This is a genomic window from Gimesia aquarii (genome assembly GCF_007748175.1).
GTDB lineage: Bacteria > Planctomycetota > Planctomycetia > Planctomycetales > Planctomycetaceae > Gimesia > Gimesia aquarii_A.
On sequence record NZ_CP037422.1, the window covers coordinates 6,262,866 to 6,276,398 of the forward strand.

General features: G+C 44.3%; 9 protein-coding genes. 3 read left to right on the forward strand and 6 right to left on the reverse strand.

Annotation, left to right across the window (positions count from 1 at the left end; genetic code table 11):
- Positions 1 to 33: 33 nt before the first annotated feature.
- Positions 34 to 993 carry a DUF1559 domain-containing protein gene (locus V202x_RS23710; RefSeq protein WP_145179288.1) on the reverse strand — a complete coding sequence of 320 codons (960 nt, stop codon included), beginning with the start codon at positions 991 to 993 and terminating at the stop codon, positions 34 to 36.
- A gap of 939 nt (positions 994 to 1,932) precedes the next feature.
- On the opposite strand from V202x_RS23710, the gene V202x_RS23715 reads away from it, so the two are divergent.
- Positions 1,933 to 2,397: a hypothetical protein gene (locus tag V202x_RS23715; RefSeq protein WP_145179289.1), complete on the forward strand. Its 465-nt coding sequence runs from the start codon at positions 1,933 to 1,935 to the stop codon at positions 2,395 to 2,397.
- Positions 2,398 to 2,786: 389 nt separating this feature from the next.
- Here V202x_RS23715 and V202x_RS23720 read toward each other — a convergent pair whose 3' ends face one another.
- Positions 2,787 to 4,475: a mechanosensitive ion channel family protein gene (locus V202x_RS23720; RefSeq protein WP_145179290.1), complete on the reverse strand. Its 1,689-nt coding sequence runs from the start codon at positions 4,473 to 4,475 to the stop codon at positions 2,787 to 2,789.
- A 250-nt stretch (positions 4,476 to 4,725) separates the two neighbouring features.
- Positions 4,726 to 5,748 (reverse strand): ferrochelatase, encoded by a 1,023-nt coding sequence (locus V202x_RS23725; RefSeq protein ID WP_145179291.1) that lies wholly within the window; start codon positions 5,746 to 5,748, stop codon positions 4,726 to 4,728.
- 406 nt (positions 5,749 to 6,154) lie between these two features.
- Here V202x_RS23725 and msrA point away from each other — a divergent pair, with 406 nt between their 5' ends.
- Positions 6,155 to 6,868, forward strand: coding sequence for a peptide-methionine (S)-S-oxide reductase MsrA (msrA, locus tag V202x_RS23730; protein ID WP_197993069.1), 714 nt, complete (start codon positions 6,155 to 6,157; stop codon positions 6,866 to 6,868).
- 389 nt (positions 6,869 to 7,257) lie between these two features.
- A complete protein-coding gene (locus tag V202x_RS23735) occupies positions 7,258 to 7,539 on the forward strand; it encodes a hypothetical protein (RefSeq protein ID WP_145179292.1) in 282 nt (93 codons plus the stop codon).
- Between the two features lie 252 nt (positions 7,540 to 7,791).
- On the opposite strand, the gene V202x_RS23740 is transcribed toward V202x_RS23735, so the two are convergent.
- From V202x_RS23740 to V202x_RS23750, 3 genes are all read right to left on the reverse strand, one after another.
- On the reverse strand, positions 7,792 to 9,252 hold the full coding sequence (locus V202x_RS23740) for a DUF1501 domain-containing protein (protein ID WP_232098673.1): 1,461 nt from the start codon (positions 9,250 to 9,252) through the stop codon (positions 7,792 to 7,794).
- A 78-nt stretch (positions 9,253 to 9,330) separates the two neighbouring features.
- Positions 9,331 to 12,474 carry a PSD1 and planctomycete cytochrome C domain-containing protein gene (locus V202x_RS23745; protein ID WP_145179293.1) on the reverse strand — a complete coding sequence of 1,048 codons (3,144 nt, stop codon included), beginning with the start codon at positions 12,472 to 12,474 and terminating at the stop codon, positions 9,331 to 9,333.
- Positions 12,475 to 12,790: 316 nt separating this feature from the next.
- Positions 12,791 to 13,525 (reverse strand): hypothetical protein, encoded by a 735-nt coding sequence (locus V202x_RS23750; RefSeq protein WP_145179294.1) that lies wholly within the window; start codon positions 13,523 to 13,525, stop codon positions 12,791 to 12,793.
- Between the last annotated feature and the right edge of the window lie 8 nt (positions 13,526 to 13,533).

Sequence of the window (13,533 nt, forward strand, 5' to 3'; positions counted from 1 at the left end):
TAATCAGCAGGATCGAGTTAACCACTCAGTCGATTAATATTCTCCCAATACGTTCCCATCAGCTTTGTCTCCCAGGTTCTGCCAGGTAGGCAAATGCATGTTCTCAGAAACGAATCGCACCGCTCCATCACATAATAAAATATGAGCGCCCCCTTCGTGTTTGCTGCCTGCATCCGAGTTTCCAAATTCCTGGTAGGATTTACAACCACCTGTTTCTGAAAGTGCATTGGGAGGGAATGTTGTCGTAAACCCCCACTCAATCGCATTGTCACCAAAAAACCAGGAACGACCTCTACCGGTTCTTGGTGTCCCCGAAGGATTATTACTACAAGCGGGAAGAGGGCTATTCACACCATTTCCATAATCGTAGTAAATCCCTCCCACCAGACATTCTGCTACGACCATTGTATTTGATGAACCATCGGTAATATCTCGAAGCTTTGTTCTACTATTCATATAGAGCACCGAAGTACCGTTATTTGCATGCGCCGATCCACCACCAAAAATTGCATTGATCGGATCTCGACCTAAACAGGCTCCATAATTACTGGGACCTTCTTGCAGATAACCGGTTGCAGCCTGATTGCCTGGATCACTGGGGCAGCGATAGATGGGAAGTATTCTGGCTTTCACAGGAGAATTGACTGCGTTTCTTCCCGGGTCACCCACATTAAAATCGATATCCTGATACAAGTTTCCCTGATCAATAAAGGGTAAGACATAAGCCATCCACAATACTTTTCCGGTGTTGTACCAGCGAACCCCATTGATATCGACGGGCGATCCGGATATTCCAACAGGAAAGCAGCTATGAGTTTCATTATAGTTGTGAAGTGCTAAGCCAATTTGCTTCAGATTATTTTTACAGGACGCCCGGCGAGCGGCCTCGCGTGCCTGTTGCACTGCAGGCAACAACAGGGCAATCAAAATCGCAATAATGGCGATCACAACCAGCAGCTCAATGAGAGTGAACCCACGCTTTTTGTTTATCATTATCTTTACCTGTATTAAGTGAAACGGATTAAAGCAAGATCCCATCGTTAGTGCTGATAATTAAAAATGAGAATCTTTTTAGATGAACCAATGAATTCGGGGAGGGCTAAACAATTAAGGTTTCATAACTTAGGAAGGCCTTATTTTTCATCAAAAATGTGAGCGATCACTTTCCTTCTGACAAGCTTACTTAAAACTGCCTCGATTTCAATTCCATGTTGGGAATTTTCTCCGAATATTCATACTGGCTAAATAGAGATTTGAATTAGTGTGGCTAAATCAGCCTGTTATTCATGAACTCTATACTCGGCATGGACCAGAGAGGAGGATGGGAACATCCTAGGTAGCCACTGATTCATAGAATATAAAGAATAGGGAGCTCATTAATATAGTCATCAGGCCAACAGAATTTCGAAATGAAATCATCAGGAATTTCTGCTCTATCATCTCCCATCGATTGATAGTTTTGGAAAGGTATGAAAGTAATAGTGATTTTTGCGCACTTAATAAGACTCGTAACCACCCCGAGATTCTGGCTCGTCAGTTGAGGCAAAATAATACGCGCCGCGAAAATACCGTAGGTGGCCTTCATAACAATACGAGATCTGCTGCGCATCGACAGCAATGCTTCTGACGATAGAACGCACACTAATGCTGTCAGCATGATCGTCGACACCAAACAAAATTTTGTTTTTCGTATCTGAGTATGAGCGTCATATTAATGCATCCTCTGCCTGAGAGTGACTCCATCAGGAATACCCCTATGTAGTAAATAGAACAAAAACCTATATTCGTTTTCAACTTATAAGGTAGCCTTGAATTGTTTGCATAAATGATTCACTAGATTAACGACAATGTAATTTGTTTCGTCGTGACGAGACAAGTTAGATCTACGGTCTTGTCTTGTAATTAAGTTAGGAACTGAAAGAAAGATTTTCCATGAAAAAGAACATGCCTTACATTCTTGTTATTGCTGTCACTTGTCTTTCCGCTTTTGCACTAAGCAGTTATGCAGACAAAGAGAAGCCTAAAAACAAGGCTCAAAAAAACTCAGCGGTTAGCAAAAAAGACAAGTCAGAAAAGGAAAAAGATTTCTGGATGCAAGCTAAATTGAAAAAATCACAACGGATTTTGGCAGCGTTGACCGAAGGTGATTTTAAATCTGTTGAAAAAAATGCTCGTGCCCTGCAGGGCTTCGGGATTCTGGAATCCTGGCTGCGTGACAGTCCAGAGACTTCGAAATCAGAATATAAAGCACAGCTCAACAAATTCGAATTCGCCAACAAGGAATTGATTCGAATGGCCGAAGACAAAAATGCCGATGGATCAGCCACCGCTTTCGCAGCCTTAACAATCACCTGTGTGAAATGCCATAATTTGATACGCGATACCGACGAAAAGTGAATTTTTTCACTGGTTATAACAAATTTTTGCTCTATAGGTGGTCAGCTTTTTGATGACCACTTTCAATAAACCTTTGAATCAAAATACACAGTGGAATTCAGTCTCCATTATCCTAGACTTAATAGGGGCTCTTAGCCCGTGCAGTCAGTAGGGTAAAGAAGAAGTGAATGTATCGTGTGTTGCTTCGATTTCACTAGGGTGGAAATGCAACTGTCTAGAAGAACGTCAGTCAAACTGCTGAGCAAGTGGCCAAAGAAAAAAAGTTGGAGAGTTTATTGATCACTACTTAGAAAAAAATTCCTAAGATCACCCAAGAGTAACAGAACAAGCAATCTGAATTGATGCTCTTTTATTAAACTGGACTTTTTGGACAGAGCAGTTATTTTTGCTTACGGTCCTTGACTTTCCGTGTCAGTATGCACGACACGTAATGGTTGTGAGAATTGAATTCCCTGTTCTTCAAATGCTTGAAATATTTGCAGATTCACCTTCTGGCTAAACGCTAAAAAATCCCAGAATTCTGGTGGTGTATACCAGTAAATCACTTTGATATTGAAAGAATCATCGTTGAACTCATCGAAATAAACGCGCGCTGGTAAATCCGGATTCATTCCTTCGTGATCCTTTAGGGTATTTCGGATGATCTCGATGCATTGTTCTACTTTTGTTCTGTGAGTATCTAATGGAATTTTGATATCTGCACTACGACGGATATAAGGCCGACGAGTGATGTTTTCGATGTCACAACGCGCGAGCTCATCATTCGGAATCGTTACCAGATTCCCTGTTAAGAGACGAACGCGCGTTGAGCGCAAACCGATGTCTTCTACGTTTCCATCATATTGATTGAACTGAATACGCTCCCCCACCCGAAACGGTTTGTCAGCCATTAACATAATGGTACCAAATAAAGTTTTCAGCGTATCCTGAGCAGCTAGTGCCACAGCAAATCCACCAATCCCAGCACTGGCTAATAATGTTGTCAACTTGATTCCCAGGTATTGCCCACCAACAAGAAATACTGCGACGGCTATCACCATGCTCATGAGTCTTGAAATAATTCGAATCAATTGTGCGTTGAGACCTTGTGGATTAATTTTTGGCGAAGCGATGATCGTTTCCGCCACACGATTACTGGCAGCGAACACAACAAAAATGGAAGCCAGTAATGCAATCAGGAGAGAAGCAAAATCGACAATATATAAAGGCCATCCCCGTACGATGAGTTGATCTTTCACTACATATGTTACGATGAAAGGAGCAAACACAGCTAAAATCGGAAATATAATCGTCAAGCAGTAACAAACGATGTTCTTACCTTTCCAACGTTGAGTCAGTCTGAAATGAATACGGTAAATTAGTAGCATTACCAGACTCGCCACAATGATCGAAAGAAAAAGCGCAGGCCATTTCCAGACCGCCATACCAAATACCTGATCGCGAAACCCCTTGGGCAATCTTTCAATGATTGGTACCACCGCTGAATGACCGGGAGAAGAAAAATACCAACGGTAAAACCCGGGTGAAGTTTCAGGTCCTGAAGTTCGATAAGGGTACGCCTTCATATCCTGGTAATAGCGTACCGCTCGATCAACGGTCCCTTTTGAAAAGAGATACTCATGTTTTTGCGGCCCCTCTTCCATCCGTGCGATTGTGATTCGTGTTCCGGGAATCCGCCAACTGGTCAATTTATCGCCTGCTGAGTCGACCTCTTCAATCCCTGGAATTTCATCAAACGGAGGCAACTCAACACGATCCATAATTTCCTTCAAACAAATCGCCACTTCTGCAGCTCGCATTTCTCTGGCAAACGCCGGTAAGTCGCTTTGATCGAGACAGTCAAGTATCCGTAAAATAATTGGGCGTAAAGCCTCAGAATCTCGATTGACAAATTTGGTGTCGCGAACATGTTTCGAAATCTGATTACTTGCGTCAATGAAGTCTTTAAGTGTACTCCGCGGACTGGAGGTATCAGCCGGACGATAATTGAGATTTGGCTCAGCAAATCCAATACTCGGAAAAATTATTAAACTAAAGAAGACACTTACAAGACAGTCTGAAAAATGAAATCGACCCACAGCAACTCCTTGCAGTCGCGACGTCAACCAAAGTTGATATCGAGGAGAATGATAAGAAATGAAGATACTGCTATCTTAAACAACCCGTCGCAGGTCATCCAGAAATTTTTTGCATTCAAGGAGTTGAAGTCTATCGTTTAAATATATCAGGCTCTGCTAAACACACATTGAAACTTTGATGACTGTTCATATCTGAAATCAGAGAATGAGAAGTGGTTTCCCAAAGTGAATTTAAATAAGCAGAGTCCGTTCAGCGTCGTGCTTCCGAAGTACGTAAACAGCAATCAACTGGACAGACATCGTGACTGGCTCCCCGGTCACCTAATGCAGGACGTTCCTCTGCACCATTAATTCGTTCTTCAATCAACTCACGGATCATCGTGATAAACCGGGGATGCACTCCCACAGTTTTGGCGCGAACTACATTAATACCCAATTTCTCTCCCACATCTTTGGCTTCCGTATCTAAATCGAATAGAACCTCCATATGATCGGAAACAAACCCGATAGGAACGATCACGATATCCTGCACCTCATTCTTTTCTCCCATCTGAGTGATGAAATCACAAACGTCAGGTCCCAGCCAGGGTTGCTGCGGAGGACCACTACGACTTTGATACACCAGATCCCATTGATAGGATCCCAGCCGCTCACTCACGAGTCGGGCAGACTCTTTCAACTGTGCCTCATATTGACATCCGGAAGCCATGGTGAGAGGAATACTGTGAGCAGTAAACAAAATATGTGCCTGATCGCGTCTCTCTTCAGGAACTTGAGTGAGCGCTTCCTGTGTTCGTTCAACCATCGCTTCGATGAAACCGGGATGATTGTAAAAGACTCTCATTTTTTGAACTTCAGGAGCCCCTTCCCCTACCTGCTCCTGAGCACGTTGAATATCTTCCCGATATTGTCGACAACCAGAATAGGAACTGAAAGCTGAGGTAAAAAAAGCCAATGCGCGTTCAATTCCCGCTTGTTTCATCTGCTCCAGAGTATCAGACAGAAGTGGATCCCAGTTTCGGTTACCCCAATAGATTGGTAGATCAGGCCCATGTTGCTCAAGCTCTTGTTCCAATGCTTTGATTAATAAACGATTCTGCTCGTTGATGGGACTGACACCCCCAAAGTGTTGATAGTGTTCAGCCACTTCCAACATCCGCTCCCGAGGCACATTTTTACCTCGCAACACATTCTCCAGAAAAGGGATTACATCATCGGGGCCTTCAGGACCACCAAACGAAACCACTAAAATTGCATCGTATGAATTTGTCATTTATAATTTTTTCCGGTTAATCATTAAAAATGCTTGCTCAAGAGTCTCAAGTTCAAAAATAGTACGTTCTACAAGCTCTCATTGATTTTTTAGTCAGTCAACAGAAAATTACCACTCTAAACACAAAATAATTACACAAAGTCGGATGTCTGTATATTCATTTTAAAACTGTCTGGCTGCTAGAAAGAACCGGAATAAATATTAGTATACCGTTCAGTCAAACAAGAATCGTGAACTGAGTCTCCAGAGGTTATCAGCATGAAACTAGCTGTAGTCAAAGCGAATCAATCGATCAGAATAGATTCCCCCTGTCCCTACTAAGGAGTATTGTCTAAAATGACTCTACCCGTTTGTAGTATTCACTGATTTCCAATACCTGACTCAATCTCATAGGAAATTTATTGTCATGACATTGACACAATTACCACTCTTAGTATTTATTGGTCTCTCTCTCACCACAATGCTGACTTTGTTGAGTGGTTGTGAAAAATCGCTCACACAAGAGGACCGTCCTGTCGCGATTGCCGAGGAACAACCAGAATCAAATTCCACCCCTGTTGCTCAGGAAGTAGAAGACGGACTTGAAGTCGCCACGCTTGGGTCAGGCTGCTTCTGGTGCACTGAAGCTGTATTTCGCGAATTGAAAGGGGTCAAATCTGCTATCTCCGGATATTCAGGCGGTAAGGTTCCCAACCCCACTTATAAAGCTGTGAGTGCGGGCACAACAGACCATGCCGAAGTCATTCAGATTACCTATGATCCCAAACAGATTTCATTCACAGATGTACTCAAAGTATTTTGGGAAACACATGACCCCACTACCTTAAATCGACAAGGTGCTGATGTGGGTACGCAATACCGTTCTGCTGTCTTTTATCATAACGAACAGCAAAAAGAAGAAGCCACTGAGTATAAAAAACAACTGGATGAATCAGGGAAATTTAAAAGTCCTATCGTGACAGAAATCACTGCCTTCAAAGAATTTTATCCTGCCGAGGACTATCACCAGGACTACTTTAAGCTCAATCCAAATCAACAGTATTGCCAATACGTCATCCGCCCAAAATTAGAAAAATTCCGCAGTAAATTCGCTGATAAGCTGAAAACAGAAGAGAAATAACAATAAGTTGATTACTATCCTCGAAATCACTGCCGACAGACAAGATTGAAAATCTATCAACTTGTTTATATTCCAGTCGTTTGATTATCTACTTCACTATCTTGGTGTATTACTTAATCTGGTGTACTGTGAAAATTCGTCTTGAGTCTTATATCGATACCCACAGATTCATATTGACCAAAGCTTCACGTTCGCTAAGATCCATCTACAAGCAGGGAGGTAAATCTATACATATTTAGCTAAGGTTTATTCACTATGTAAAAATATTGCTTTTTACTCAATTATCAATTTATTCAAGTTGTTGTTTTCAAGCAAGCGGGCCAATGTCTGAAAAACGCACTGATCACCACTGTAGATTCGATGATCCAGAGGACCCTAGGCACCACCGAATGATTTTCGACGTTGCAAGTCCTACGCAACCGAAAACTATCGTTGACCTCTCTGATTCCGGGCGTGTCGCGATCTACCAAATTCAAAATACCGGTCATAAATCATTCTACGTCAAATTCAAAGAGACGGGCCCTTTGTTGAAGCTAAAACCAGGGGCAGAACCGGTCAGTCTGAATATTGATTGGAAGCTTATGATCTATCCCATTTCATTTAGTCACATGAAAGGGTGGTACAAGTATCTTGGTGATACTGAAATATCCGAACCACAAACAATCAAATAAGATTTCCTAAGACGTTTCTTGCTTAAATTGAAACCATAGCGCGGTGTGGCTTCGGGCCGGTCACACCGTTGTTTGGGAACGTCAGCTGGAACATCACGCTACGGCTGACGTTCCCTTTTTTATTAGCTATCTTCCCTTCAGAAATTCTCAAGACTTCAATTGACCTAAAGATCACAGTCTGAGCACGTGCGAAAGTCGTTAAGTTAATGCATACACTATTGATACTCCTCTCAAAAAGAGAAGCGGCAAATTCTAGCTTAGAGCCTCAGGAGGATTTTCCAAGATCGGCGAAACGACTTTGGCAGGTCGGCCGTTGGTAATGATTTGCTCCTGGCCATTATAGTGATAGAGAAGTTCCTTAAAGTCGAGGCCGAAGAGACGCATAATGGTAGCCTGAAAATCATTGGGGGTCACCACATTTTCGACTGCGCGATGACCAAACTCATCTGTTTTACCAAATGCCATTCCCCTTTTAATACCACCTCCGGCAAGCCAGATGCTGAATCCTTGCCCATTATGGTCACGACCGGCTTTCTTCGGATCACCGTGGCTTTGGGTGACCGGAAGCCGCCCGATCTCTCCCCCCCAATGGACCAGGGTCGACTCGAGCATACCGCGTTGTTTTAAGTCTTTAACAAGCGCTGCGGAAGGCTTATCAGTTCGACCACAAATCGCAGGCAATCCTGTTGTAATATTGCTATGATTATCCCATGGTTGACCCGCCAGGAATAGTTGGACAAACCGGACACCTCGTTCAACCAAACGACGGGCTATCAGACACCGTGTCCCGTACTCGCGTGTTTTGGGGTTGTCGAGACCGTACATGTCTTGCGTCGCCTTTGTTTCTTGCGAAAGGTCGAGTGCTTCACGGGCCGAAGTTTGCATCCGAGCAGCCAGTTCATAACTTGCAATTCGCGCTTCCAGATCCGATTCATGGGGGTGAGTTTTAAAATGCTTACGATTTAAAGCCTGCAACAGTTCCAGATTTTGTGCTTGCAGAGAACCACGTAAATGTGGTGGTGCATCCAGATTCAAAATACGAGGTTCTTTAGGACGCAAAACCGTTCCTTGAAATAGCGAAGGCATGAAACCGTTCGACCAGTTTGTCACACCATCAACGGGGAGCCCACCAGGGTCTGTCAAAACCATATAGGCTGGTAGATCCTGAGACTCAGTGCCTAGCCCGTAAACTAACCACGAACCTAAATTGGGTCGGCCTAGTACTCCGGGAATTCCACCATGAAAGTAACGAATCGAAACCTCATGTCCATTCGCTCCGGTATGCATGGAACGAATCAGACAAACATCATCAACAATTTCTCCCAAATTTGGCAACAATTCAGACAGCTCAGTTCCACACTCACCATGTTTGCGAAATTTCCATGGACTACCTAGTAATTTTTTACTCGCCTGATTAACAAAACTATATTGGATGTCTCCTTTGAAATCCGTTCCGCTAAACTTGGTCAGCTCCGGTTTGGGATCGGTCAGATCCATATGTGCAGGACCACCATGCTGAAATAATGAAATCATGGCCTTGGCTTGTGGAACGAATTGAGCTTTTTTGGGAGTCAAATCGAAATGCGGCTGCTTAATGGAAACACTCTTAGGCTTCGCGAGTAGGTTGTCCTGTTTCAGTAACCAGGCCAGTGCCACAGTTCCAATGCCCATTGCGTTGTCTGCGAGAAATTGTCTTCGACTATAATGCATCATTGTAAATCATACCTGATGTATAACTAAACTTGGAAACCGATCGGTGAGGGCTGCGTTCCGAAATGCTTTCATATCAATTTAATCAACATAGAGAAACTCATTCGAACTCATGAGTGCTTGACACAAGTTGGTAATGGTTTGCTTAGCAGACGTCACCCCTTTGGGTGTTTGTCCTGGATTTTGTTGTAAGTAAGTCAGTTGATTTTCCATAAAACGAACAACAAGCAGCAATTCGTCTGGGGTTGGTTTTCGACAAAGAGCCAGTTCAAACGCGTACGATGCTTGTGCAGGCAGACTTTGCTTTTGAACTGGTTCCGGACCATGGAAATCAGCAACAGTATCCCATTTCAACGCCGGCCCTTTTTCACGAGTGAGTGATAACTGAGCGTTCCAGGAAAAGGAGTCAGAATTAACGTCTCCATTACAATCCGTAATAAAATCGATATGATCTCCCTGCTGTATTGCCAGAGTCGTCACTTTTGTTTCCACAACTCCATTATAGGCAATCCACTTGCCGGCCAGACCTGAGCGACTCGATGATATGAGTCCTCTCACACCATTTCCGTTTTTGGTCCCATGCTGTAATTTGCCTGTCACAGATAATTTACCTGTCACTGGAGCCGTCCAACGTTTGACTGTTGCGTATTTTCTCGCGGGGTGTCCACCAGTGGCACGCAACATCACCCAACCCAATTTCGTGTCGGGAAGTTTTGCCCCTCCCTGCCAACTGGAACCAGTCCAATGTGGCAACGCTGTGAACTTGGCAGAATTCAAATTCTTTTCATCAAGAGCTGTATAACCATAACTCCAGGGAGACTTCCCTGTGTGTGAAAGTTTAGGTAATCCAGCCAACAGTTCTGGTTTCAATTCTGGTGCTTCGCGAGCAATCCGATCAGCCAGTTTGTCTGATTGAGAAAGTATAAATCCTCCGTTCATCAGCATCAGCGATTGGGTTGCCACGGTCGAATTAGAACGACGTTCACAATTCGTTTCCATTACAGGTGCATCGAATGTTTGCAACATTCCTACTGGCTGGCTGCGCCTTGCCTGAATATACAAACTACGACGGAGTTGTTCGCCTGAAACAACGACCTGACCGAATTCATTCTCTTTAATTCCGACAGGAGTTCCATACAATTTGCGATCAAGAACACCTGATACAGTCAACATGCGATCGCGCAATGTTTCCGCTTCTAAACGGAGAATGGGCTTTCGCCAGTAATAATGATTTTCTGGGTCGATTGACTCTTTGCTCGGATCGTGAGCTCCCGCCTGACGATACGCGGTTGAGAGCATAATCGTACGATGCAGTTTTTTTAGATCCCAGCCTTGTTGCATAAACTCCGCCGCCAGCCAGTCTAGTAATTCTGGATGTGTCGGGCTGGCACCGAGCTTGCCAAATTCACCGGGGGTTCCCACAATCGCACGACCAAAATGATGCATCCAGATCCGGTTGACTAACACTCGGGCAACAAGGGGATGTTTACCGCTTGTTAGCCAACGGGCAAACGCAAGACGACGTCCCGTTGTCGGCAGTGTGTTATCGTTAAGGGGAATTTGATGCCGCTGTCCTTCCGGTGAAACCACCGTTAACGCCGCTGGAGTGAGCGTTTGTTTTGGTTGTCGGTGGTCTCCACGGTGAAACAACTTTGTTTCAGGAAGATGGTTTGCCGGTTCCAGAGCGACACGTAAAAACTCATGAATCGGCTTCTTTTTTCTGATCTCTGCAATTTGTTTATCATAATTCTTCAGCTCTTCAGCAGCTTTTGGCAAATATTGATAGAGCACACCTGTTGAAATATTGACACTTGGATTCTTCTTTAACAAAGCGACCTGCTCAGGTGACCTTTTTTTGACTGGAGTTTGATAAGCGGCTTTCAATTGATCTCGTAGTGGCTGCTCATACTTCTTCAGTTCAATTTCAAGCGCCTCAGCCATGTACTTGGTTCGTTTTTCGTTTTTGACCGCGGCCACCTTTTTGACTTCCTCTTCAATTTTCGCTGCTTTGGCCCGATCCTCGGCTGTATAAAGCGAAACCCGTCGTTGTTGCGGTGTCTGCCATTTTTGCCAGTCAAATGCAGGTTCAAAAATCGCACGCAAAGCAAAGTAGTCCGTCTGGGGAATCGGATCATAACGGTGGTCATGGCATTGAGCACAGGCAACACTTAAGCCCAATAACGATGAACTGACAATCTTCATGGTGTCGGCAATGACCTGATTGCGCGCTTCCGGAGTGTTTTTTCCGCTACCTGTTCCGTCAGCGGCCATTCGTAAAAAACCCGTTGCCGCCAGTAGTTCAATCTGCCTTTGGCTGAGATTGCCTTCCCGTTTCCCCGCTAATTCATCACCGGCGAGTTGTTCTTGAAGAAACTGGTCAAACGGCTTGCCATCATTTAACGATTTAATGATATAATCACGGTATTTCCAGGCCCACGGACGAACATCATCTTTGACCGTGTAGCCTTCTGAATCAGAGTAACCTGCGATATCCAGCCAGTGCCGTGCCCAACGTTCGCCGTAATGCGGTGAATTTAGTAACTCATTCAATAATGAGTCATACCAACCCTCAGAATGATTCGAAAGTGCCCGCTGTATCTCTTCAGGACTGGGTGGTAGCCCTAACAAATCGAAATAGGCTCGTTTGATTAAAGTCAGCTTTTCCGCCTCAGGAGAAAACGCCAATCCTTCTGGCATGGCCTGTAATAACAATGCATCAATTGGCGTGCGAACAGTTGGATGTTTTTCAATCTCTTCGGAAATTTGAGGCCGTTTAATCGGTTGAAAAGCCCAGTAGGCACGTTCTTCGGGAGTAATGCCCAATCCGGGACCAATCGTTTTTGGCTCCGGACGACTTGTTTTAGCGCCGCCTGCGATCCAGCGTTTGATAATTTCAATCTCGTTATCTGGGACACGAGCCTCACCGGGTGGCATCTCTCCGCTTGCAATTCGAGCGACCAAATTACTTTCAGCAGGTTTACCCGGAATAATCGCTTCTCCGGATTCTCCCCCTTTGATCAGAAAGCGAACCAGACGTAAATCGAGCCCCCCTTCGATCTCGTCAGTCGCGCCATGACAGTCAAAACAATGTGCCCGAAAAATCGGACGAATATGTTCTTCATACGTCAATTTCTCTGGAGCGCTTTCTTTAGCGGCAAAGACGGCACCTGACACACAGGTACACATCAGTATGGTCAAAGCAATTTGTTTGAGTACGGTCCTCATATTAAGACTCCAGAAGAGTTTACATCACAGAGTTTTGAAACCGTATCGTAAATGACCGCCAGAGAACAATCAAGCATAGAACTTCGTTTATATGTCCGTTTCAACACTAAGCGTCATTCTCTTGATCAAAACCCCAAACGTCGATCTAAAAAAGACTTGTGGCAGGAAACAAACCTGAAATTCCAAGAGGATTACTGAAGCTAAAATAGAGTGTTCTCGACTAGAAAGTGTGCTGTGGCAGCTGGATCGAGATCGTTCTCACTTGGCTGGCAGAGCTGATAGATAATACAACGGAGGTCAGCCCCGATTCCAAGGCTTAAGTCGAAGCTTCACTTTTCTTCGGCATATCAATTTGAAAACTTTTCGCGCTCTCACAAAGATACTCCAGACTGGCATGAATAAAGATGATCACGCCCAGCATCTCCATTGCTTCTTCGAAAGTAATAATCAGCGCGTAGAGTAGGTTTTTTTCTCCATGTGAATACGCATGGTAAGCGCTGATCATTTCAACGCCGATCGCTCCTCCAACAAACACGGCCCCAGCTGTGAGAAACAAATTACGGGTTCGAGACGGAAGCGCAATTAGAAAGCGCAACATTATGGCGCCCACGATCAAGACGAAGATGCCTCCAGGAATCACCCAGGCATAATGCAGTACTCCCCGTGCATCAATCAGCCTGCGCATAGGTTCGATCGCGCATTCGTGAATCGTAGCGACCTCATCTACCGAGAGTAGAAAGAACAAACCCGACAAGAAAAACCAGTGAAACGTATATCGATCCCCTTGAAATCGTTTACTTAATGCAATGAGGCACAACACAAACGAAGCTACTAACAAAGCCATAGACGAGTACCAGGTTGGTAAGTTGGCTTCATAGTCAACGTAAAGCAGCGGAACGATTCCGAATACCTGATCATGTCCCGTGCCGTACTTCACCAATTGCGAACAAAGGCTCAAGCTAAGCAATATACCAATGACAAGTAATAAAATACGCGTTACTTGAACAGGACGGGGAATACGTAAATGAATTTGAGCAGACTGTGAATTCATGATGAAAC